The 22,654-nt window shown below is 37.4% G+C and carries 21 protein-coding genes; 18 read left to right on the top strand and 3 right to left on the bottom strand.

Going from position 1 to position 22,654, the window contains the following annotated elements; translation table 11 throughout:
* The first annotated feature begins 4 nt into the window (after positions 1 to 4).
* The 18 genes from SFRI_RS14680 (at position 5) to glmM (ending at position 19,225) form a co-directional block, all read left to right on the top strand.
* The gene (locus SFRI_RS14680; RefSeq protein ID WP_011638287.1) at positions 5 to 949 is read left to right on the top strand and encodes a glycosyltransferase family 2 protein; all 945 of its coding nucleotides are present in this window, start codon (positions 5 to 7) and stop codon (positions 947 to 949) included.
* Complete coding sequence (locus SFRI_RS14675; protein ID WP_011638286.1) at positions 906 to 1,604, top strand: acylneuraminate cytidylyltransferase family protein; 699 nt, start codon at positions 906 to 908, stop codon at positions 1,602 to 1,604. Before SFRI_RS14680 ends, SFRI_RS14675 begins: the two co-directional genes overlap by 44 nt.
* A gap of 9 nt (positions 1,605 to 1,613) precedes the next feature.
* On the top strand, positions 1,614 to 2,555 hold the full coding sequence (locus SFRI_RS14670) for a phosphoglycerate dehydrogenase (RefSeq protein ID WP_041413142.1): 942 nt from the start codon (positions 1,614 to 1,616) through the stop codon (positions 2,553 to 2,555).
* A gap of 13 nt (positions 2,556 to 2,568) precedes the next feature.
* Positions 2,569 to 3,330, top strand: a complete 762-nt coding sequence (locus SFRI_RS14665; RefSeq protein ID WP_011638284.1) for an SDR family NAD(P)-dependent oxidoreductase — start codon at positions 2,569 to 2,571, stop codon at positions 3,328 to 3,330.
* Positions 3,331 to 5,103 (top strand): HAD-IIIC family phosphatase, encoded by a 1,773-nt coding sequence (locus SFRI_RS21050; RefSeq protein WP_011638283.1) that lies wholly within the window; start codon positions 3,331 to 3,333, stop codon positions 5,101 to 5,103. It begins immediately after the preceding gene.
* Between the two features lie 79 nt (positions 5,104 to 5,182).
* A complete protein-coding gene (locus SFRI_RS14655; RefSeq protein WP_011638282.1) occupies positions 5,183 to 6,400 on the top strand; it encodes an oligosaccharide flippase family protein in 1,218 nt (405 codons plus the stop codon).
* Between the two features lie 33 nt (positions 6,401 to 6,433).
* The gene (locus tag SFRI_RS14650) at positions 6,434 to 7,609 is read left to right on the top strand and encodes a hypothetical protein (RefSeq protein WP_011638281.1); all 1,176 of its coding nucleotides are present in this window, start codon (positions 6,434 to 6,436) and stop codon (positions 7,607 to 7,609) included.
* Positions 7,596 to 8,459 (top strand): glycosyltransferase, encoded by an 864-nt coding sequence (locus tag SFRI_RS14645; RefSeq protein ID WP_011638280.1) that lies wholly within the window; start codon positions 7,596 to 7,598, stop codon positions 8,457 to 8,459. Before SFRI_RS14650 ends, SFRI_RS14645 begins: the two co-directional genes overlap by 14 nt.
* Positions 8,456 to 9,271: a motility associated factor glycosyltransferase family protein gene (locus SFRI_RS14640; protein ID WP_011638279.1), complete on the top strand. Its 816-nt coding sequence runs from the start codon at positions 8,456 to 8,458 to the stop codon at positions 9,269 to 9,271. Before SFRI_RS14645 ends, SFRI_RS14640 begins: the two co-directional genes overlap by 4 nt.
* Before the next feature lie 24 nt (positions 9,272 to 9,295).
* Positions 9,296 to 10,390 (top strand): dTDP-glucose 4,6-dehydratase, encoded by a 1,095-nt coding sequence (rfbB, locus tag SFRI_RS14635; protein WP_041413140.1) that lies wholly within the window; start codon positions 9,296 to 9,298, stop codon positions 10,388 to 10,390.
* Complete coding sequence (gene rfbA / locus SFRI_RS14630; protein ID WP_011638277.1) at positions 10,390 to 11,259, top strand: glucose-1-phosphate thymidylyltransferase RfbA; 870 nt, start codon at positions 10,390 to 10,392, stop codon at positions 11,257 to 11,259. The genes rfbB and rfbA overlap by 1 nt, the downstream gene beginning before the upstream one ends.
* 2 nt (positions 11,260 to 11,261) lie before the next feature.
* Positions 11,262 to 12,137 (top strand): dTDP-4-dehydrorhamnose reductase, encoded by an 876-nt coding sequence (gene rfbD / locus SFRI_RS14625; protein ID WP_011638276.1) that lies wholly within the window; start codon positions 11,262 to 11,264, stop codon positions 12,135 to 12,137.
* The gene (rfbC, locus tag SFRI_RS14620; RefSeq protein ID WP_011638275.1) at positions 12,138 to 12,686 is read left to right on the top strand and encodes a dTDP-4-dehydrorhamnose 3,5-epimerase; all 549 of its coding nucleotides are present in this window, start codon (positions 12,138 to 12,140) and stop codon (positions 12,684 to 12,686) included.
* The gene (locus SFRI_RS14615) at positions 12,683 to 13,738 is read left to right on the top strand and encodes a DUF1972 domain-containing protein (RefSeq protein ID WP_011638274.1); all 1,056 of its coding nucleotides are present in this window, start codon (positions 12,683 to 12,685) and stop codon (positions 13,736 to 13,738) included. The genes rfbC and SFRI_RS14615 overlap by 4 nt, the downstream gene beginning before the upstream one ends.
* 515 nt (positions 13,739 to 14,253) lie before the next feature.
* Positions 14,254 to 15,333 carry a UDP-N-acetylglucosamine--undecaprenyl-phosphate N-acetylglucosaminephosphotransferase gene (gene wecA, locus SFRI_RS14610; RefSeq protein WP_011638273.1) on the top strand — a complete coding sequence of 360 codons (1,080 nt, stop codon included), beginning with the start codon at positions 14,254 to 14,256 and terminating at the stop codon, positions 15,331 to 15,333.
* A 133-nt stretch (positions 15,334 to 15,466) separates the two neighbouring features.
* Complete coding sequence (gene wecA, locus SFRI_RS14605) at positions 15,467 to 16,540, top strand: UDP-N-acetylglucosamine--undecaprenyl-phosphate N-acetylglucosaminephosphotransferase (RefSeq protein ID WP_011638272.1); 1,074 nt, start codon at positions 15,467 to 15,469, stop codon at positions 16,538 to 16,540.
* Positions 16,541 to 16,606: 66 nt separating this feature from the next.
* On the top strand, positions 16,607 to 17,494 hold the full coding sequence (galU, locus tag SFRI_RS14600; RefSeq protein ID WP_011638271.1) for a UTP--glucose-1-phosphate uridylyltransferase GalU: 888 nt from the start codon (positions 16,607 to 16,609) through the stop codon (positions 17,492 to 17,494).
* Between the two features lie 378 nt (positions 17,495 to 17,872).
* Positions 17,873 to 19,225 (top strand): phosphoglucosamine mutase, encoded by a 1,353-nt coding sequence (gene glmM / locus SFRI_RS14595; protein ID WP_011638270.1) that lies wholly within the window; start codon positions 17,873 to 17,875, stop codon positions 19,223 to 19,225.
* A 298-nt stretch (positions 19,226 to 19,523) separates the two neighbouring features.
* Here glmM and SFRI_RS14590 read toward each other — a convergent pair whose 3' ends face one another.
* The 3 genes from SFRI_RS14590 to SFRI_RS14580 all read right to left on the bottom strand — a co-directional run bounded on the left by SFRI_RS14590 (position 19,524) and on the right by SFRI_RS14580 (position 22,617).
* A complete protein-coding gene (locus SFRI_RS14590) occupies positions 19,524 to 19,907 on the bottom strand; it encodes a four helix bundle protein (protein ID WP_011638269.1) in 384 nt (127 codons plus the stop codon).
* 129 nt (positions 19,908 to 20,036) lie between these two features.
* Positions 20,037 to 21,602 carry an MBL fold metallo-hydrolase RNA specificity domain-containing protein gene (locus SFRI_RS14585; RefSeq protein WP_011638268.1) on the bottom strand — a complete coding sequence of 522 codons (1,566 nt, stop codon included), beginning with the start codon at positions 21,600 to 21,602 and terminating at the stop codon, positions 20,037 to 20,039.
* A 625-nt stretch (positions 21,603 to 22,227) separates the two neighbouring features.
* The gene (locus SFRI_RS14580) at positions 22,228 to 22,617 is read right to left on the bottom strand and encodes a Cd(II)/Pb(II)-responsive transcriptional regulator (RefSeq protein WP_011638267.1); all 390 of its coding nucleotides are present in this window, start codon (positions 22,615 to 22,617) and stop codon (positions 22,228 to 22,230) included.
* Between the last annotated feature and the right edge of the window lie 37 nt (positions 22,618 to 22,654).

Below are 22,654 nucleotides of genomic sequence, written 5' to 3'. Positions count from 1 at the left end.
AATTATGTTAGCAAGTATCGTCATTAGGACGTTAAATGAAGAGCGGTATCTTAAAGAATTACTAACAGCAATTAGACAACAAAAGTGTATCATTGTCGATTTAGAAATTGTGGTAATTGATTCGGGCTCAACGGATAAAACATTGAGCATTGCCAAAGAGTACGGAGCACGTATTACGCATATTAACAAATCTGAGTTTACCTTTGGTCGTTCACTTAATATGGGGTGTGAATTTGCTAAGGGCGACTTCTTTATTTTCGTAAGTGGTCACTGTATTCCAGCATCAGACGAGTGGTTGGATGAGCTCTGTCGTCCGTTTGTTGATAGTAGAGCTGATTATAGTTACGGCCGACAAATTGGTCGCGATAGTACTAAGTTTTCAGAGCAATGTCATTTTAATAAATGGTTTCCTGAGTATAATAAAATCCCACAACAAGGCTACTTTTGTAATAATGCCAATGCAGCAGTAACACGACAAGCCTGGTTAAAGTATCGATTTTGTGAAAAACTCACAGGTCTTGAAGATATGCATTTTGCTAAACAATTAGTGGATGATGGTGGTGCAGTTGCATACGTTGCATCTGCGCCAGTATACCATATACATGATGAAACTTGGCGACAAGTTCGTACTCGTTATGAACGTGAAGCATACGCATTAAAAGATATCATGCCTGATGTGCATTTCTCATTAAGTGATTTTATCCGTTATTATATTTCAGGTGTGATGAGTGATAGTGCTGAAGCTATACGTCAGAAAACCTTTCTATCTAATATCAAAGATATATTTTTATTTCGATTTAATCATTATTGGGGTACCTACATAGGTAACCATGAGGTGAGAAAATTATCAAAACAGAAAAAGCTCAATTATTTTTATCCAAAAGACTTGGAAAAAGAGAGATATCATGAAAAAAAAAATAGTAGTGTTGCTACCAATGAAGGCCAATAGCACAAGAGTTAAAGGTAAAAACTTTAGAGATTTTTGTGGTAAACCACTTTTTCGTTGGATTTTAGATAGTTTGTTAGCTGTAGAGGATATAGATCAAATTGTCATCAATACGGATGCAAGAGATATTTTGGCTGAGAATGGCTTGGTAGGTACGGATAGAATATTAATTAGAGATCGAAAAAAAGAGATCTGTGGTGACGAAGTTTCCATGAATCGTGTATTAGCAGATGATGTAGAAAATGTCGAGGCAGATATTTATCTTATGACTCATACTACCAACCCATTATTATCTTCTAACACAATTAAGCAAGCCATTAACCAATATAATGAAGAGCTAGCTTCTGCTTCTGCTGACTCACTGTTTACTGTTAATAAAATACAAACTCGATTTTATACTGCGAAGTGTGAACCGATAAATCATGATCCGGATAACTTAATTCCAACTCAAGATTTAGAACCTTGGTTTGAAGAAAACTCTAACTTGTATTTATTTAACCGAGAAAGTTTTGCCAAAACAAATGCTCGCATTGGGGCAAAGCCTTCAATGATGGTTTCACCAGCAATGGAGTGTTCGGATATTGACACTCCAGATGATTGGGATCAAGCCGTAGTGATGACGCATTATATGTTAGAAAAAGGGTTTGTAAAACTATAAGGCATGAATATGAAAAAAGTATTAGTTACGTGTCCGCCAATGTTAGGCATGTTCGAAGAATTTGTTGAGCCAGCTAAATTGTTAGGTTTAGACCTTGTTGCTGCTAAAACAACACAGGTTTTATCGGAACAAGAATTAATGACGTTATTGCCCGAGTATGATGGCTGGATCATTGGCGATGATCCTGCAACTAAACAGGTATTTGAGGTGGGTATTCGAGGTCGACTTAAAGCAGCTGTTAAGTGGGGGATCGGTATAGACAACGTAGATTTCCAAGCGTGTAAAGACTTAGGAATTCCTATTACTAATACCCCAAATATGTTTGGAGGCGAAGTCGCTGATGTTGGGATCGCGTTATTATTAGGTTTAGCTAGGAAAACTTACTTTATCGATCGTGAAATAAGAAATAATTTTGGCTGGCCAAAACCTGCTGGTATGAGTGTCGCTGGCAAAAAAGTCGGAGTTGTTGGCTTCGGTGATATTGGCGAAAGTCTGGTTAAACGTTTGGGCGGATTTGACGTAGATGTTACTGTTTTTGACCCTGGCGTTGAAGGTGATAAAGGTTATAAATATGTAACAAGACATGAATTCCCTAGAGGTGTTGAAGAACTTGACTTTTTAGTATTTACTTGTGCTTTAAATAAACATAATTATCATATGCTTAATGCAGATGTGATAAGCAAGTTAAAGCAAGGTGTAATGGTTGTAAACGTTGCGCGAGGACCACTAATAGATGAAGCAGCATTAATTGATGCTTTACAGTGTGGTCATGTTGCAGCGGCTGGATTAGATGTTTTCGAAGTCGAACCTTTGCCAGCAAGCTCGCCGTTACGTGAAATGCCACAATGTATTTTTGGCTCTCACAATGGGAGTAATACGAAAGAAGGTGTAAGGCGAGCAACGCATCAAGCCATTTCATATATTGCGGAATTTTTGAATTCGCAACGATAGTTAGAGAACCCCAATGCAGCAGAAATTTACAAATAAGAAGTGGGCATTGATTACAGGTGCTTTAGGTGGAATTGGCAAAGCCTTAGTTAAAGAATTTACCAATGACGGCTATAGTGTCTTGGCAACAGACTTAAAAATTTGTAATGATAACTTTGATAATGTTTGTTTTTTACAGCTTGATTTGGAAAGTTTTGTTCTAGATGAAGCATATGCTGCGGAGTTCTATAAAAAAGTAAACGCAGTTACTGATGGTGTAGGTATTACGAGCTTAATTAATAATGCCGCAGTGCAAATTCTCGCCGACACGCGCTTTATTTCAAGACAACAATGGAATACAAGCTTTAACGTTAATTTGTCTGCACCTTTCTTTTTGACTCAGCTATTTATTGATGATTTAGATCGTAATTCTGGATCAATAGTCAATATCAGTAGTATCCACGCAACACAAACTAAAAAACAATTTGTTGCCTACGCTACTACTAAAGCGGCGTTAAGCTCTATGACTCGCAATATGGTATTAGATATAGGTAATCGAGTAAGAATAAATGCTATAGAGCCAGCTGCAATTGCTACTGATATGCTCAAAGCTGGTTTTTATGGAAAAGATGAACTATACAAACGGTTGGAGATGTTTCATCCGCTTGGTCGTGTTGGTACCCCCAGTGAAATTGCAAAGCTTGCTGTTTTTTTAACTTCTGATAATGCTGGTTTCGTTCAAGGGGCTTGCATTAGTGCAAGCGGTGGCATACAGGGCTGTTTAAGTGATCCAATATAAATGAATACTATAAAAAATAATATAAAACTTGTTATTTGGGATTTAGATGAAACTTTTTGGAAAGGAACCTTTTCAGAAGAAGGAATTGTTTATCAACAAGCCCATCACGATCTAGTTATTGAGTTAACCAAAAGAGGGATCGTTAACAGTATATGTTCTAAAAACAACCGTGAAGAAATACAAAGTTTTTTAACAGCGAAAGGGCTTTGGGATTACTTTGTATTTGCGGAGATAGGCTGGGATCCTAAGGGGAAAGCAGTCCAGTCGATAATTAAAGATATGGCATTACGGGCAGAAAATGTATTATTCATAGATGATAATACTGGAAATATCAATGAAGTAATATTTGAAAACCCAAATATATCTGCTTGTGAACCCGATATTATAGAAACGCTTTTGAGTAGTAAATACTTATTAGGTAAAGATGATAATGAGTTAAGTCGTTTATCGCAATATAAAATTTTAGAGAGTAAAAGGGAAATTTTAAAAGATAGAAATTTATCTAACTTTGATTTTCTAGTGGAGTCACAAATTAGAGTTAATGTTATTGATAATATAGATGATAACATAGATAGAGTTTTGGAACTGATAGAAAGAACCAATCAGTTAAATTATACAAAAAATAGAGTAACTAAAAGTGAACTTTTTTTACAATTAAACAGTGATAATGTTTCTTCAGGCGTCATTAACGTCATTGATAAGTACGGTGATTACGGTATTTCTGGCTTCTATTTGATGAAAGATAATGAACTAATACATTTTCTATTTTCTTGTAGAACTATGAACATGGGTATTGAGAATTGGCTATATAAATATTTAGGTTGTCCTAAATTAAATGTTATAGGTGACGTGGCTTCTAAGGTTGATGAAAGTAGTGATGTGGCTTATATCACATTAAATGAAAATAAGTTTAGTAATCAGGTTGTAAAAAGGGATGGACGAAGCTATTTGATTGTTGGAGGATGTGACTTAGATCAAGTCGTTCATTATCTATCAGGAAAGAACGTAGATACTCTGTTTAATTTTGTAAATAATAAAAATATAAGTGTCCACGGTGAACATACAACTTTTTTAATAAATGAATTAACCGAAGATGAATTAAAAGAATTAAACTCTCTAGATATATATGAGGGTTTTAAAGGGAATAAGAAATTATATAGCAACAATTGGGATGTGCTTATATATAGTCCATTAAATGATTATAGTCGTGGATTATATAAATCGAAGTTGTCTAACTTATTGATTCCTTTCGATTCTTTTTCTATTGATTGGACTGATGTAAATAATTTTAATAAACTTCCTCCTCACTTGATCGGGGCTAGCTCAACTTTTTTCGACTTTTTTAAAGATAACTATACTTTTAAGGGAGCTATTAAGCCTACAGATTTTTATGATAATCTTGAAAAATTGATATCTATGTTCCCAAACAAGCACTTTATGTTTTTAACTGGAGCAGAAGTTAATATCAATCATAGAGTAAGAGAATGGGAGTTAGATATGCACATTAGGCATAGAGAAATGAATTCTATGCTGGAAAAATTAAATGACAGTTATGAAAACGTTCAATTAATCGATGTAAGGAAGTTTGTATCTAGTGAAACTCAATTGACGGATAATATTAGACATTATATTAAGCCTATATATTCAGAAGTTGCTAAAGAAATATGTAGTTTGAGCCCTAATGATACATTAAAGTCATCGAATAAATACTATGCCGTATTTAAACGATTTGGCCTTAGAATTAGAAATAAACTCAAGTTACAAGTTGGTTGAATTCTATGTATTTCAAGAAGTATAAACACGAAATAAATGGTTTTAAAAATCCATTTGATCTTATAAACTTTGAGTATATATGTTAGCCAATCTGATAAAGTATGCCGTTAGTGAGGGGATCGCTAAATTGGCCCCTTTTTTTACAACGCTTTATGTGGCTAAATATCTTTCCGTTGAGGATTTTGGTCGATATAGTTTAATTTTTGTTGTTTACGAGTTGTTTTTTATATTGATTTCATTCAATATTCAAGCAACAACAAGAATCGATTTTTTCAAATTGAATAGGGTAAGATTTTTAGCAACTAAACGTGAACACCTTATTATTTGCCTATTATTAGCTTTATTTCTTTTAACAGCATCTATTTTTGCAAGTTCTGGCTATACATATGTATTGACTCTATTGGTCTTAGCATCATTTCTCAGATGTATATCTGTTTTTCAATTGGCAATTTATCAATGCGAAAAAAGTGCCTCCAGATACGTAGCTTCTAATATTGTTTTTACCGTAAGTTTATCTTTGTTTACTTTAGTTTTTGTTGCCCTTGATTATGGTTACTTAAGTTGGTTATATGGTTTGTTATTCGCAAGCTTTTTACAGGTATTAATTAGTTGCATTTTATTTGGTCATATACGAACATTATTATTTTTGTCTTTCCATCGATTAACTTTTAGGTTTGACTCATTTAAGGCAACATTTATAATCGCTTTGCTTTTTTTACCTCAAGCTTTAGGGTGGTGGTTAAAACTTGGTGCTGACCGCTGGATTATTGAACGTCAAGTTGGTACCGCAGTTTTAGGACAATACTCTCTTGCGTTTCAATTTTCTTCGGCTTTACTTATTGCTGCAAGTGTAATCAATTTAGTATTGGTGCCTGAAATTAATACTTGCTTAAAAAGTAGTAATTATAAAAGAATTAAGTTATTTTTAATTCCTGCTATTTTGTTCTTGATTTTATTATCGGTGGTAATATACTTTGTTGCTAGCGAGTTTATTCTTAGGGTTTATGATGCAGAATATTTTAATAGTGTTTTGTATTTGAAATTGCTAATTTTTCCTTTCCTCATTCAATCATTCATTCTTATTCTTAGTAATGTTCTATATTACTGGGGAAAAGGAGGATATATGGCCAAGGTTATATTGGCTGCTTTTTCACTCCAAGTTATAGTTAACTTTTTCTTTGTCGAAATTTTTGGCGTCGTAGGTATGGTTTTAGTTTCTTTGATTGCTAATATTATGGTGTTACTCTTAATCATTCTCAAGTCTAAAAAGGAATTGGCACTGAGGATAGGTGGATGACTACTTTTTTTATACTTTGAGTGAAATACTATTTTGAAGATTTTAAACTTAGAACTAATTGCTTTTCAATTGTTCATTTTTGTGGTTGTTGTAAGTTATTCTTGGACTCCTATTGCTGTTTTTAGTATTCCTATTTTTTTGATGGTTGCTTTTGCAGCAATTAGAATTAAACTTCTAAATTACATATTTTTTTCGTTTATTATTATAATCCTATTAATTGCTTATACATTACAGCATCAAATATTATTCATAGAGTGGGCTAGAAATATATTGTTTGTCCCATTGGTTATGGTATCTTATATTCTAGGTGATTGGTTGGCTAGGAATGATAGTAAAGTAAAACCTATTGCTATATGTTTTTTTATTTCTTCACTTGTAGTTGTACTATATACCTTTTTGATTGCAGCCCCTTCCGATTTAGCTCTATTTATTGGTGAGAGAAGAGGTTATATGGCTAGAGAGTATTTATTCTTTGGTCGTTTTTTTGATTTCTCTTTAGGTGTTACGCATTTAAATTTATATATTAACTTTTGTGTTGTTATCATTGTTACAGCAATGATAAATCTGGGTCTGAAAAAAATATATTTATTCGGTTTATTATCATTAATAATTTTAGGCTTGTTAACACAATCAAGATCACCGGCATTATTTACTTTTATTATTCTATGTGGTTATTTAATATATCACTTTAGTGTTACGAAGAAAAAAACTACATATTTATTTATATTATCATTTTTGCTCTTCGCTATAGCATTGGTTGTATCACCAATGTTCTTATTTTCTGATGTTTTTTCATCATCTAGGTTTTCTGCTGAAGGGATGACTGATGTTTCTAGGTTGTTATTTTTTGCAAAAGGCTGGGAACACATGAATTTGGAGCCTTGGGGGAATTCATTGTTGTATACAGATCCCAAAATGCCTTTGTTAAATTATCATAATACATTTTTATCTATAGGTAATCGTATAGCTTATTGCGCATTTTATATTTTTATATTTTTATTTTTTTCATGTTTTATGCAAATAAAGAAAATCAAAGATGTTAAATTTAAGTTTACGTTGCTTTTATTGCTCTATTTTTGCTTTCATAATTTTATGATTGAAGATGTAATTAAATTTGATGCTTTTGTTTTATTTGTCTTTCTAGTGCTAGCGACATATGCGAGACGAGTAGCTTATATTGAAAAAAGGTTTGAGAATGAAGTTAAATAAAAAAACTATATCAGTGGATATTCTTACTGCTAATTTTAATAATGAAAACTATTTGGACGATTTTTTTAATAGCATATATCAATCTACGGTATGGCCGAAGCGAATTATCTTTGTAGACGACAAATCTACAGACCAATCTCTAGCAACTGTAGAGCGCTGGGTTTCTAAGCTACCACAAATAATCATTGTGAAACTAGCTAAGAATATAGGATTTGCAAATGCTTTAAACGAAGGTTGTAAATTTATTATATCTGAGTTTGTAGTTAGAATTGATCCTGATGATATTTTAGGATTTAATCGACTTGAAAAACAATTTGATTTTATTTCGAATCATGATACTGATGTTTTAGGTAGTAATGTTAGTTATTTTTTAGATGATGATCATAAAGAAATTAATTATTCTAAGTTTCCATTAACACATTCGGATATTTTATCTAGATACCATGAAGGTAATCATGGTGTATGTCATGGCGCTGTTATATTTAGAAGATCTTGCTTAGAAGCAGAGTCTTATAGGCAAGAGTATGTGCCTGCAGAGGAATATGATATATTTTCGCGTCTGTTAAAGCGAGGATTCAAATTCAGAAACCTAGAAGAGTCTTTGACTCAAGTTAGAATTCATTCTGGAAGTGTATCAAATAATATGCCATACACTACAATCGAAAAAACTTTTAAATTAAGATACCTAATTTGGGGACGAAAAACGAATCGTTATATAATTATAAAGGAATACCTCGTTAGGAATTGTTATCGTAAATATCTTTTCACTAAGGGTATGAAGCGTTATTTATTTTTGATGATAGCATCAATGTTTAAGCCTAAGGCTGTAATTAGAAGGTTTTTAAAGTGAATTCAAATCGAGTAAAAGAGCATGTAAAGTCATTGATTTACAACAATAAGTCCTTATACAGCCTTTATGATAAAGGTTTTTCTTATGGTTGCAGCGATTTTAGTAAATTAAAAGATAAATTCAAAGGTGAGCGAGCTTTTATTGTCGGTAATGGTCCATCATTAAATAAACATGATTTATCCCTTTTGAAGAATGAGTATTCGTTTGCTGTAAATGGTATTTTCTACAAAACAGAAAGTGAAGGATTTAGACCTACTTTTTATGTTGTTGAAGACCGTCATGTAATGTTGGATAATGTCGATAAAATTAATACTTTCGAAGCACAGTATAAGTTTTTTCCAATAGATTACAAAAATCAAGTTAAAAATAAGAAAAATTGTTGGTTTTTTCGAATGGACAAAGGATATTACAACAAAACCAGCCCTTACTTTGCAATACCAAGATTTTCAACTGATATGAATGACAAGTTGTATTGTGGTCAGAGTGTAACAATGATCAACTTACAAATTGCATATTATTTGGGGTTTAGTGAAATATATTTAATTGGAATGGATCATTCTTATCAAATTCCAAGTGACGCTGATGTCGCTGGTGAAGAGATTACTTCTAATTCAGACGATCCTAATCATTTTCATCCAGATTATTTTGGTAAAGGAAAGAAGTGGCATGATCCGCATTTAGATAGAGTAGAAAGAACCTATTCGTATTTTAAGCTAGTATATGAATCGCAAGAAAGACAAGTTTACAATGCCACAGTTGGTGGCAGCTTAGAAGTTTTCGATAGAGCTGACTATTACAGCTTGTTTAAATAATCAAACATTAGCGAGATGGTTTTAATGTTATTTTTAATTACAGGTGGTGCCGGTTTTATCGGTTCAGCAGTTATTCGGAATATAATTCTGAATACAGAGCATAGCGTCATTAACGTTGATGCATTAACTTATGCTGGTAACTTAGAGTCTTTGTCAGAAGTATCAGACAACGAACGTTATTCTTTTAAGCAGGTCAATATCTGTGACAGTCGAGCGCTAGCTCGAATATTCACTGAGTATAAACCAGATGCAGTGATGCATCTGGCTGCAGAAACTCATGTTGATCGTTCTATAGATGGTCCTGCCGCTTTCATCGAAACTAATATCGTTGGCACATATACTCTTCTGGAAGCAACGCGAGCCTATTGGAACACTTTGACTAAGGATCGAAAGTCTGCATTCCGTTTTCATCATATCTCAACTGATGAAGTATATGGGGATTTGGAAGGAACTGATGATTTGTTTACGGAAGAGACATCGTATGAACCATCAAGCCCTTACTCTGCATCAAAAGCATCTTCTGATCATTTGGTTCGTGCTTGGTTACGTACGTATGGTTTGCCGACTATCGTGACCAATTGCTCTAATAATTATGGTCCTTATCATTTTCCAGAAAAACTCATCCCGTTAATGATTTTAAATGCCTTAGACGGTAAGCCTTTACCTGTTTACGGCGATGGTATGCAAATTCGTGATTGGTTATTTGTAGAAGATCATGCTCGTGCTTTATATAGGGTGGTAACTGAAGGTGTTGTAGGCGAAACATACAATATTGGTGGTCATAATGAAAAATCGAATATTGAAGTTGTGAAAACGATTTGTTCTTTACTAGAAGAGTTAGTTCCGAATAAACCGAATGGTATAACTCAGTATTCGGATTTGATTACTTATGTAACGGACCGACCTGGTCATGATTTTCGTTATGCAATTGATGCATCAAAAATTGATCAAAAATTGGGTTGGAAGCCTGAAGAATCATTCGAATCTGGTATTCGTAAAACAGTCGAATGGTACTTAGATAATAAGCAATGGTGGTGTCGTGTGCTTGATGGCTCCTACGCCAGAGAACGTTTAGGTGTGTCAAATGAGTCGATAGTTGTGAATAAGGTAACTAAGTGATGAAAGGAATCGTTCTTGCTGGAGGATCTGGTACACGGTTGTACCCTTTAACTCGTGGTGTTTCAAAACAACTATTGCCAATTTACGACAAGCCAATGATTTATTATCCTTTATCTACGCTTATGCTAGCGGGGATTAGGGATATATTGATTATCACAACGTCAGAAGATAACGAATCATTTCGTCGTTTACTAGGTGATGGTTCTGATTTTGGGATCAATCTAACGTATGCAGTACAGCATTCACCAGATGGCCTAGCGCAAGCATTTTTGATCGGTGAAAAATTTATCGGTAAAGACAGTGTGTGTTTAGTCTTGGGGGATAATATTTTTTATGGTCAATCCTTTAGTAAAACCCTGAAGAATGCGGTGAATAGAGAAGACGGTGCTACAGTATTTGGTTATCAAGTCAAAGATCCTGAAAGATTTGGTGTGGTTGAGTTTGATAAAGATATGAAAGCCGTATCTATAGAAGAAAAACCAACGAAGCCAAAATCAAGTTATGCTGTTACAGGCTTATATTTCTACGACAACAATGTTGTCGAAATGGCAAAGCAAGTTAAGCCGTCACATCGCGGCGAATTAGAAATCACCACGTTAAATGAAATGTATTTGAACCAAGGTAACTTGAATGTGGAGTTACTCGGTCGAGGTTTTGCCTGGTTAGATACCGGTACACACGAAAGCTTGCATGAAGCGTCTTCTTTTGTACAAACGATAGAACATGTACAAGGCCTAAAAGTGGCTTGCTTAGAAGAGATCGCGTGGCGTAATGGTTGGTTGAGCTCAGAACAGCTCGCTGAATTGTCCAAGCCAATGATGAAGAACAACTATGGTCAATACTTGGAGCTTTTAGCTAACGGATCTTAAGTATGAAAATATTAATAACAGGCAAAAATGGCCAAGTAGGTCGTTGTTTAGTCGATCTACTCGAAGCACAGACGGGGCTAACTTTTTTAGCATTAGACCGTGAAGAGCTCGATATCACCGACTCAATCCAAGTTGATAAAATAGTTACCGAGTTTCAGCCTAATATCATTATTAATGCTGCCGCTTATACCGCTGTAGATAAAGCTGAACAAGAAAGTGAATTAGCCTTCGCTATCAACAGATACGGACCACAAAATCTTGCGTATGCGGCAAACAAAATAAATGCCGCAATCCTTCATATTTCGACCGATTATGTCTTCGATGGCAATAGTGCTGAGAGCTATACTGAGTCAGATGTGACAGCCCCTCAGGGTGAGTATGGTCGAAGTAAGTTAGCAGGTGAACACGCGGTTGCTCAGGCATGCCCTAAACATATTATATTAAGAACAGCATGGGTCTTTGGTGAGCGCGGTAATAACTTCGTTAAAACCATGCTGCGCCTTGCTAAAACGAGAGAGTCTTTAGGCGTTGTCGGTGATCAGTTTGGTGGCCCTACTTATGCGGGTGATATAGCAAAGGCCATACTCACAATCTCAAAACAGGTAGTGCGAGAAAGTAAAGCTTATGGTATTTATCATTTCTCTGGTTTTCCCCATGTAAGTTGGTATATTTTTGCTAAAAAAATATTTGAAATAGCACTAGAACAAGACTTACATGTCCAGCCAATTCAAGTTAATCCAATAACAACACTAGACTATCCAACTCCAGCGAAACGTCCTGCAAACTCACGTTTAAATTGCGACAAGATCCATAATGCATTTGGTATTGAACAGAGCGACTGGCAAGCAGCGTTAGTACGAATTAAAGAGTATTCATAAATGAAAGTCATTGATACAATCATTGCGGACGTTAAAATCATCGAACCAGCAGTCTTTGGGGATGAACGGGGTTTCTTTATGGAAACGTGGAGTCAGCAAAAATTTGAAGAACTTGTAACGGGTAAACCTACAAAGTTTGTTCAGGATAATCACTCTAAATCCAAGAAAGGGATTTTACGTGGTTTGCATTATCAGACTAAAAATACCCAAGGTAAATTAGTACGTGTGGTGTCTGGTGAAGTATTTGATGTTGCTGTTGATATAAGAAAGGGGTCTCCTACATTTGGCCAATGGGTCGGTGTGTATTTATCTGCAGAAAATAAACGTCAGTTATGGGTGCCTGAAGGTTTTGCCCATGGTTTCTATGTAACGAGCGAAGAAGCTGAATTTGTATATAAGTGTACTGATTATTATAATCCTAAGGCTGAACTATCCATTGCCTGGAATGACAGTGATATAGGTATTAAATGGCCAATTAGTAATACACCACTATTATCTGAAAAAGATAAGTTTGGAATAAAAATCATAGATATGGTTGGTTTAATATGATCAAAGTTGCTGTCGTTGGGACTGTTGGAATTCCAGCATGTTATGGTGGTTTTGAATCATTAGTTGAAAACTTGACTAGTTATACAAGTAATAAAATCGAATACGATGTTTTTTGTTCTAGTAAGTCATATACCAATAAAAGATCGCACTATAATGGTGCTCAATTAAGCTATATCCCTCTTAACGCAAATGGTGTTCAAAGCATATTTTACGACATAATATCGCTTATTTTTTGCATATTCAAGAAGCCTGACGTTACACTTGTTCTAGGGGTTTCTGGTTGTCTTTTTCTTCCTGTTTATCGTCTTTTGTCTAAATCAAAAATTGTTACCAATATAGACGGTTTGGAGTGGAAACGTGATAAATGGAGCAAATGGGCAAAAAAATTCCTAAAATTTTCAGAATATATGGCCGTCAAGTTCTCTGATGTTGTTATAACCGATAATAAAGCTATTGGTGATTACGTTAATGCTGAATATTCAAAAGATAATGTCGTTATCGCCTATGGTGGAGATCATGCGATCATCGAAGGAAAACATGTTGGTCCAGAACAAGATTACTACTTGTCTTTGTGTCGTATTGAGCCAGAAAATAATGTCCAAATGATCTTAAATGCATTTTCAAAGAGTCAGCATAAGCTAAAGTTTGTCGGGAATTGGAATTCTAGCGAATTTGGCAGAAAACTAAAAAGGGAGTTCTCTGATCAACCTAACATTGATATTGTCGATCCTATCTACGATGTTAATCAGCTATTTAAGTTAAGAAGTGAGTGTAAAGGTTACGTTCATGGTCACTCAGCTGGAGGTACAAATCCTTCTTTAGTCGAGGCTATGCATTTCGAAAAAACTATTTTTGCTTTTGATTGTAATTTTAATCGGTACACTACCGAAGACAAAGCTGTATATTTTTCTTCATCAAAAGAATTAAATGACAAACTGACAGAGGTGACTAAAGATGAGTTAGCTGTTATTTCTACAGACATGAAACAGATTGCTGATCGGCGTTATACATGGAAAGTTATTAATCATATGTACGAAGAAACTTACCTATAATGTAAGGCTTTTCAACTTGAATGAGGTGTAAAGGTAGGGCGAGATTGCGAACGTTTATTGAACAAAGTCAGATCATTTAACGAGCTGCCGTAGTTCGTTAAATCTTCATAGCTAAGATGGTTTCTTGTTCTTTTGCTTGCAGGTCAAACGTAGAGCTCAAAAAGTAAGTACTCATGGGGTTGCCCTGAGTGTAAAGGCTAGTGTAGCTTTATTATTCTATTGATTTAATTAAAGCTGGTTATCGCAAGTATCTTTGTACCTAAACGAAAGTATTTTAATTTGTGAGCTTGGATTATCAATAGTCGGCACTTTTAGGCTAAAGTTATATCACTTTATTATTCAATTCGATACATAATGGGTGAGTCAGTTCTGAGACATTTTTTGTCTTGTCCTCACCCATGTTTTTACTCAAATTACATCTTTTATTTTCAATCAAACATGATTTATATTTTTATAGTCAGCACAATCATCCGGTATTTTTTATGTGCTCAATTCTCCATTAGCCAGAGTGATATATGTCCATTAGCACTTCAATCATTTTCGTTTTCTGCCTTTCTTTTATCAGTCTGTTTGTTTTCAGGAAATTGGCTAAACGCGTTGGATTGGTTGATAAGCCCAATGAACGTAAACACCATGTGGGTCAGATCCCACTCGTTGGCGGTATTTCAATTTACTGCACGTTAATGATTGCCTTGTTTGTGCTTTTTCCTATCACAAACAATTTGCTACTTTATGTTGCATGTTCAACCGTGCTCATTGTCTTGGGTGCGTTAGATGATCGGTACGATTTAAGTTTTAAATTACGCTTGGTGGTGCAGGCGGGGATTTCACTTGCGATGATCTTGATAGGTTATAAAAGTTTGCATTACCTTGGTGCTATGTTCAGTGATTCAGCCTTAGTCATTCCAACTTACATAAGTTATATTGTCACCATTTTTGCGGTAATCGGGGCAATCAATGCCTTTAATATGGTTGATGGCATCGATGGATTATTAGGCGGTCTTGCTTCAGTTACATTCTCTGCCCTTGGTTTAATGTTTTACCTTGCCGGAAAGGACTATTTAGCGCTTTACTGCATGCTGTTCGTTGGTGCGATGCTCCCCTATATCATGCTGAACTTAGGCTTTCCGTTTGGTCGTCGATTCAAGGTGTTCATGGGGGATGCTGGCAGTATGTTCATCGGTTTTACTGCTATTTGGTTACTGATTGAAGCTAGCCAAGGCGAAAATGTGCTTGTTATTCGCCCTGTGACTGCGCTGTGGTTTATTGCATTACCGCTGATGGACATGGTTTGCATCATGACCAGAAGGTTGAAGAAAGGTCAATCGCCTTTTAAACCAGACCGAGAGCATCTACACCATATTTGTCAACGTATTGGTTTGTCATCAAGTCTGTCATTACTGGTTATTTGTCTTTTAGCATCAATTATGGCTGGCGTGGGCATTTTGTCAGAGTTATATAATGTGTCTGAATCGATTATGTTTTTTTCATTTTTAGTTACTTTTGCTATTTATTTCTCTGTTATTGCAAACATTTGGCGTATAACCGCTTTTTTGCATAAATATTTCCGTTTTACTTTACCGTCACACAATTGACATACATAGCTTTTATTTTATCTTCTAAGGATAAAGTTAATTATTGTCATGATGATGCTAGTGTTATACTCACTGCTTATATTTTATATTTTTTGTATTACATTTTTTATTGTAAGTACTTAAGGATGAGACGATGGACTATTTAGTTCCGTTTATAACTGCTTTTTTGTTATGTTTTGCTGCTATTTTAGTGTTTAAGCCTATAGCAGCAAAGGTTGGTTTGTTAGATTTGCCAAATGAGCGTAAGTGTCATGATGGTGCTATACCTCTTATTGGTGGTATAGCTATTTTCTCTAGTGTGTTATTTGCCTCCAGCCTGTTTATTCAAAACAGTCAAACCCTTAATTTATATCTTATTTCATCTTCGCTGATACTTTTCATTGGGGTTTTAGACGATAGATATGATCTCTCTGTACGTTTACGACTTGTCGCTCAAGTCATCACTGCATCAATTCTGATTTTTGGTGCAGGTTTTTACTTAACAACACTTGGTAATATCTTTTACTTTTTTGAGTTTAAACTGGGTTATATTGGTGTTTTAGTTACTGTTATTGCCGTGATTGGCTCGATTAATGCTTTTAATATGGTTGATGGCATAGATGGGCTTGCGGGGATGCTGAGTCTTGTCACTTTTACATCTTTATCAGTACTATTTTATCGAGCTGGCAATGATTGGTTTTTACTTCCTTTACTATTTGATGCTGCAATTCTCGCTTATTTATTTTTTAATCTTCGTTGGCCTTTTGTTTCTGTACAAAAAATATTTATGGGTGATGCGGGTAGCATGCTAATAGGGTTAACTGTTGTGTGGTTGTTAGTCTTAGGGACTCAATCGTACAATGTCCATCTTGGCGGGAGATCGAGTAACATTGTTTTCTCTCCTGTGACAGCTTTGTACCTTATCGCGATACCATTAATGGATATGACAGCCATCATGTACAGAAGGATCCGAAAAGGATTCTCACCTTTTAAGCCTGATCGTGATCATCTGCATCATATCTTTGAACGAGCTGGTTACAATCGTAAACAGACGCTTGTTAGAATTACTCTGTTGTCTTTATTATTAGCATTATGTGGTATGGCTGGTGAGTTTTATCAGGTTCCCGAGTGGGTAATGTTTAGCTTATTTATTGTGTTATTTGTCTCTTATAACTGGGCTCTCGCTCACGTTTGGCAAATTATTACTTGGTTAAAGCGTAGCGACTAAATTGTTTATTTTGCTACAACATTTATTCTGCCAATGTTTGAGAATAGTTTTGTCTAAGGATTTTAAATGAAAGTAGTTATTCCTGTTGCTGGTCTTGGTACCCGCATGTTGCCGGCAACCAAAGCCATTCCGAAAGAGATGTTGCCTTTAGTTGATAAACCATTAATTCAATACATTGTTAATGAGTGTGTGGCTGCCGGTGTGAAAGAAATTGTCTTAGTCACTCATGCCAGTAAGAATGCGATTGAAAACCACTTTGATAAATCCTATGAGCTTGAGTCGACGCTTGAAAAGCGAGTAAAGCGTCAACTGCTTGAAGAAGTCCAAGCGATTTGTCCTAAAGATGTGACTATAATGCATGTGCGTCAAGGTGAGGCCAAAGGGTTGGGGCATGCCGTATTGTGTGCTTACCCGTGTATTGGTAATAACCCGTTTGCAGTGGTATTACCGGACGTTATTCTAGATGAATACACTGCAGATCAAAAAACAGAAAACTTAGCCGCGATGATCGCGCGTTACAAAGCGACATTTGCTAGCCAGATCATGGTTGCGCCTGTACCTGAATGTGACGTTAACAAATACGGGATTGCCGATTGTAATGGTGTTGAGATAACACCTGGTGATTCAGCTAAAATCAAAAGGATGGTTGAAAAACCTGATGTTGGTGATGCTCCGTCTAATCTCGCGGTTGTTGGCCGCTATGTATTATCTGAAAAGATCTGGCGATTACTGGCTAAAACACCTGCTGGAGCAGGTGATGAAATTCAGTTAACTGACGCGATTGATATGCTGATTGAACAAGATACTGTTGAAGCATTCAACATGACCGGTAAGTCGCATGATTGTGGCGATAAACTGGGATATATGAACGCTTTTGTTGAATATGGCTTACGCGATGCTAAATTAGGCGCAGATTTCAAAAAAAGCATTGAAAAAATTCTGCTCGAACAGTAAAAATTCATCTTTTTAACACCAAAACCAACTCTTTGTAGTTGGTTTTTTGCTATAGCCTAAAAGCCTAGAGCGCTGCGCTGCTAGGACGCTACGCGGCTAGATGTTAAGAATAGGGCGCCTGCGGCTGCTAGGACGACCTTCGGTCTTCGAGGACGCTTTGCTGCTAGATGCTATACAATCAACAACATAGTCGCGCAGCGACTCAATCTTAGCAGCTAAGCTGTCCTTAGAAGCGCAACGAAGCTGTTCCTAGCAGGACGCCGTCCGCTCTCTGGCGAGCCAGCGAGCTCCTAGAATCTAGCAGGACGAAGTCCGTCCTAGAACCTAGCAGTGACGAAGTCACGCCCTAGGTACTTAATTTTTAATTTTGGAGTTTTTATGTCTCGTAAGTATTTTGGCACCGATGGTGTTCGTGGAAGGGTGGGGACGTTTCCTATTACGCCTGATTTTGCCATGAAGTTAGGTTGGGCTGCGGGCAAAGTATTAGCCTCAACCGGTACTCAAGAAGTATTGATTGGTAAAGATACTCGTAGCAGCGGTTATATGCTCGAATCAGCTATTGAAGCAGGTTTATCTGCTGCGGGTGTGAACGTAGCATTAATTGGCCCTATGCCAACGCCAGCTGTGGCGTATTTAGCCTCTACATTCCGTGCCGATGCTGGTGTAGTGATTAGTGCGTCACATAATCCTTTTTATGATAATGGTATTAAGTTTTTCTCGAATTCGGGCACCAAGCTTAATGATCAGCAAGAGCTTGAAATTGAAGCTTTACTCGACCAAGCCTTGAATCACAATGCGATGGAATGTGTTTCATCTGAATTGTTAGGTAAAGTCCGTCGTATTACTGATGCTGCGGGCCGTTACATTGAGTTTTGCAAAGGCGTATTTGCTAAAGATTTAACCTTAGCTGGCCTTAAAATTGTCGTCGATAGTGCTAACGGTGCGGCGTATCATATTGCGCCCAATGTATATCGTGAGTTAGGTGCTGAGGTGATTAGCATTAATGATAAGCCTAATGGCACTAATATTAATGATCATTGCGGTGCGACCCATTTAGACAGTTTGCAAACAGCAGTTATGGTGCATGAAGCTGATTTAGGCATTGCGATGGACGGTGACGCTGACCGGGTGATGTTTGTTGACCATAATGGCCATGTAGTGGACGGCGATCAAATTTTGTATATTTTAGCTAAGTCGGCCAAACAGCAAGGCACAATGACAGGCGGTGTCGTTGGCACATTAATGTCTAACCTTGGTCTTGAGATTGCATTAAAAGAAATGGATATTCCGTTTAAACGCGCCAAAGTGGGCGACCGTTATGTGGTTGAACAATTAAAACAGACTGGATGGCGCATAGGCGGCGAAGGTTCTGGTCACATACTGCACCTTGACCATGCATCAACTGGTGATGCTGTTGTAGCGTCTTTATTAGTATTACAAGCAGTATTACAGTCTGGCCAGTCATTAGCTGAGATAGTATCGTGTATGAAAAAGTTACCTCAAGTACTGCTCAATGTTCGGCTAACCGCTAATAACGCTGATGAAATCTTAGCTTCTGCAGCAGTAAAACAAGCTGTAATCGAAGCTGAAGCAGTACTTGCCGAAAACGGCAGAGTATTATTACGTAAGTCTGGCACCGAACCCCTTATCCGCGTAATGGTTGAATCAACTGATCCTGAAATGTCACAAGCACAAGCAGAGCACATAGCTAAAGTAGTCACTAGTTTCTAGTGCGCTTCGCTTCTAGGGCGGACGTTGTCCTGCTAAGGACAGCTGCGCTGTTAAGCTTAGATGCTAGAATCTAGTGCGCTATGCTTCTAGGGCGGACATTGTCCTGCTAGGGACAGCTGCGCTGTTAAGCTTAGATGCTAGCATCTAGTGCGCTTCGCTTCTAGGGCGGACGTTGTCCTGCTAAGGACAGCTGCGCTGTTAAGCTTAGATGCTAGAATCTAGTGCGCTATGCTTCTAGGGCGGACATTGTCCTGTTAGGGACAGCTTCGCTGTTAAGATTTTATAGCAGCGTAGCGCTCTAGACTCTAGGCTCTGTTCTCAGATTTCTATCATTTTCAATCTTCGACTGTTTATTTTTGATCATGGTTCCTATTATTTTAGCTAATTCTTTTGCTTCGTTGACTAAAATTAATGATGCCTTTTTGTCTAAGAATCCTGCTTCCACTCCTATATATAGCTGGGTGACTAATTCACCAAGTGAGCCTTTGGCATAGTATAAAAATCTTATTTTTTCTTTTGTTGTATCTCTTTCTTCACCTTCCGCAATATTCGATGGGACAGATAAGCCTGAACGAGTTATCTGATCCTTGAAGCCCCAGTTATTAACTTTATCCGCTAATTTATAAATTTCACAAGATAATCTGGATGCTCTTTTCCATACATCTAATAGTTCAAATCTCATGTGTTCTCCATTTATTTTATCTTCTAGGGCTGACTAACCGTCCTTCTAGGCCGCTATGCGGATGTGCGCTGTTTGCTTTTATAGAATCTAGCCGCGTAGCGTACTAGCAGCGTAGCGTTCTAGGCTTTATCATTCTTTACCGATAACGATTTCTGCCTCTGGCAGCATTTTTCTATATTCCTTTGCTAATGCTTGTTTGGCTTCATTGTCGCCGTGGACGATTCTGATGTGGCTGGGTTTGTGGTGCATGCGTTTGACGAAGTTGATGAGGTTGTGTTGGTCTGCGTGGGCGGAGTAACCGCTGATGGTGTGGATGGCGGCTTTGATATCAATCTTGAGTTCGTTGATGTAAACGTATCCGCCTTGTGGGCCGTAGGTTTGTATGTCTCGGCCTGTAGTGCCTTGTGCTTGATAGCCGACAAACAGTATGTCTGTGGTGGGGATGGGTAAGAAGCGGGCGAGATAGTTGGTGATTCTTCCGCCGGTGCACATGCCGGATGCGGCGATGATGATGGCGGGTTTGTGGGTTGAGTCGAGGTAGTTGATTACTGAAAGATGGTCCTGGTGGCTGTCTATGGTGATGAGTTGGTTGAAGTAGAGTGGGTGGCGTCCCTGGGCTAGTTTACCTTTGGCTTCGTTGTCCCAGAGTGTTTTGAACTGACGATACTTTTGGGTGAAGTTAGCTGCCATGGGAGAGTCGACGATAATGTCGATGTTTTCCCATACAGGGTTGTGTTTATTGCGATGAATGATGTGTTCGAATTCGTATAATAGCTCTTGGGTTCTGCCGATGCTAAATGCAGGAATGAGTACCACGCCATTATCTTTTACGGCGCTTTCGATGATATTTTTGAGTTGCTTGCTGCGTTCTTTACGACCTTGATGGTTTTTATCGCCGTAAGTGGATTCAATGACTAAGGTATCTGCTCTGTAAGGACTTTTTGGACTGGCAAGTAACGGTGCGTAGGTTGCGCCTAAATCACCCGAAAAAACAACTCGATGGTTACCGCTAGGACCGCTTAAGTCTATTTCAACATAGGCAGACCCGAGTATATGCCCAGCGGGTTTGAATTTTAGTTTTGCTTTGTGATAAATAGCTGGAGTGACGATTGTTTCTTTTGAGATATCTTCGGTATTTTCAGTCGATGATATAGTTGCCGGTTCGGTTGTTGTTTTCTCTATTGATGATGCAGAGTCCATTTCTGTGGCACTTTCTGTCGAAGATATAGCTGTTGGTATGTTTATCGGTAGCGTTATCCACTGACCGTAATCGACTGGGACAAGCAGTTTTTTAAGTCGATTGATACAAGCCTGGATCAATTTAGGGTCGCGCGTCACACCCACTTTTAACGCGTCTTCGATTACCAGTGGTAATAGTGCTGCTGTAGCGGTTGTTGCATAAATCGGTTGATTGAATCCTGCTGCCAGTAAGTAGGGAATTCGCCCAACATGGTCGATATGGCAATGGGTAATAATAAGCGCTTTAATATGTTGAATGTCAAAGGTGATTTGCAGTTGGTCTGCTGAACTTTTTCCTGCCGTTTCTGCACCTTGAAATAGCCCGCAATCGATAAGATAACTGCTGATGTTGTTGCCGTTTCCGTGGTTATGACTGTTATTATTGTAATTATTCACATCCAGTTGATGACATGATCCTGTGACACCGTTTACCGCTCCATGGTGGATGATTTGCATGTTAGTCCTTTAATTGTATTTAGCGAGAATTGTATTTAACGAGAATTGTATTAAGTACGGTTAGTTAACTTAGCAGTGGTTTTAAGATTTTGCGAGGTTCTAGGCCGCTACGCGGATAGTGCGCTGCGCTTCTAGGGCGGACTGCGTCCTGCTAAGGACAGCTTTGCTGCTGAGAAAATAGATAACAAGCGGTAGCAGGCGAATAAGCGATAACAAGCGATAACAAGCGGTAACAAGCGGTAACAAACGATAGCGAGCGAGGAAATAGATAACAAGCGGTATCAAGCGATTGAAATAGATATCGAGCGATGAAAGAGATTAAAAGCGATATCAAGCGAACTAGATTTTAGTGCGCTGTGTTTCTAGGGCGGGCTGCGTCCTGCTAAGGACAGCTTCGCTGCTGAGAAAATAGATAACAAACGGTAGCAGGCGAATAAGCGATAACAAGCGGTAGCGGGCGAGGATATAGATATCGAGCGATGAAAGAGATTAAAAGCGACATAGAGCGATGAAAAAGAGATTAAAAGCGATATCAAGCGAACTAGATTCTAGCGGTTAGGCTTGTCATCGCCAGCCATCGCTTGTCACCGCTTGTTACCGTTTTTATAGCCTTTCAACGCTTTACCTAAGCCGATTTCAGCGTCTGTAAAATACTGCAATCTTTGATCTGATGGCTTTTACAGCAGCTCGCGAGTGCGGCTAATGATTGTTCTAGTAATGCCAGTTCTCGCTGGGTTTGTTGGATGCGAGCAAGCTGTTCGGCAATGATGTTGTCGACTAATGCGCACGACGATTTCGGGTCTTGTTGTGTATCAACCAAACGCTTGATGTCATCGAGTCCGATGTTTAATTCTCTGCATCGTCTTATAAATACTAATGTCTCGATGTCTTTTTCTTGGTAATGACGATAGCCATTACTGGTACGGATTGGCGGAGAGAGTAATCCAATCTGCTCATAATATCGGATGGTTTTAACCGATACCTGGGCAATTGATGCCAATTCACTTATTTTCATATTGACCTTCCAGTGGCTGTAACCTTTAAGCTTAAGC

This window comes from Shewanella frigidimarina NCIMB 400 (assembly GCF_000014705.1).
Lineage (GTDB): Bacteria > Pseudomonadota > Gammaproteobacteria > Enterobacterales > Shewanellaceae > Shewanella > Shewanella frigidimarina.
Note: the sequence above shows the minus strand (reverse complement) of the source record. Positions and strands in the feature narration are given on the sequence as shown.

Bases quoted from the DNA above. Each gene is read 5' to 3' on its own strand.
- SFRI_RS14680 (WP_011638287.1), top strand. From the start codon at position 5: ATGTTAGCAAGTATCGTCATTAGGACGTTAAATGAAGAGCGGTATCTT.
- SFRI_RS14675 (WP_011638286.1), top strand. From the start codon at position 906: ATGAAAAAAAAAATAGTAGTGTTGCTACCAATGAAGGCCAATAGCACA.
- SFRI_RS14670 (WP_041413142.1), top strand. From the start codon at position 1,614: ATGAAAAAAGTATTAGTTACGTGTCCGCCAATGTTAGGCATGTTCGAA.
- SFRI_RS14665 (WP_011638284.1), top strand. From the start codon at position 2,569: ATGCAGCAGAAATTTACAAATAAGAAGTGGGCATTGATTACAGGTGCT.
- SFRI_RS21050 (WP_011638283.1), top strand. From the start codon at position 3,331: ATGAATACTATAAAAAATAATATAAAACTTGTTATTTGGGATTTAGAT.
- SFRI_RS14655 (WP_011638282.1), top strand. From the start codon at position 5,183: ATGTTAGCCAATCTGATAAAGTATGCCGTTAGTGAGGGGATCGCTAAA.
- SFRI_RS14645 (WP_011638280.1), top strand. From the start codon at position 7,596: ATGAAGTTAAATAAAAAAACTATATCAGTGGATATTCTTACTGCTAAT.
- rfbB (WP_041413140.1), top strand. From the start codon at position 9,296: ATGTTATTTTTAATTACAGGTGGTGCCGGTTTTATCGGTTCAGCAGTT.
- rfbA (WP_011638277.1), top strand. From the start codon at position 10,390: ATGAAAGGAATCGTTCTTGCTGGAGGATCTGGTACACGGTTGTACCCT.
- rfbD (WP_011638276.1), top strand. From the start codon at position 11,262: ATGAAAATATTAATAACAGGCAAAAATGGCCAAGTAGGTCGTTGTTTA.
- rfbC (WP_011638275.1), top strand. From the start codon at position 12,138: ATGAAAGTCATTGATACAATCATTGCGGACGTTAAAATCATCGAACCA.
- SFRI_RS14615 (WP_011638274.1), top strand. From the start codon at position 12,683: ATGATCAAAGTTGCTGTCGTTGGGACTGTTGGAATTCCAGCATGTTAT.
- wecA (WP_011638273.1), top strand. From the start codon at position 14,254: ATGTCCATTAGCACTTCAATCATTTTCGTTTTCTGCCTTTCTTTTATC.
- wecA (WP_011638272.1), top strand. From the start codon at position 15,467: ATGGACTATTTAGTTCCGTTTATAACTGCTTTTTTGTTATGTTTTGCT.
- galU (WP_011638271.1), top strand. From the start codon at position 16,607: ATGAAAGTAGTTATTCCTGTTGCTGGTCTTGGTACCCGCATGTTGCCG.
- glmM (WP_011638270.1), top strand. From the start codon at position 17,873: ATGTCTCGTAAGTATTTTGGCACCGATGGTGTTCGTGGAAGGGTGGGG.
- SFRI_RS14590 (WP_011638269.1), bottom strand. From the start codon at position 19,907: ATGAGATTTGAACTATTAGATGTATGGAAAAGAGCATCCAGATTATCT.
- SFRI_RS14585 (WP_011638268.1), bottom strand. From the start codon at position 21,602: ATGCAAATCATCCACCATGGAGCGGTAAACGGTGTCACAGGATCATGT.
- SFRI_RS14580 (WP_011638267.1), bottom strand. From the start codon at position 22,617: ATGAAAATAAGTGAATTGGCATCAATTGCCCAGGTATCGGTTAAAACC.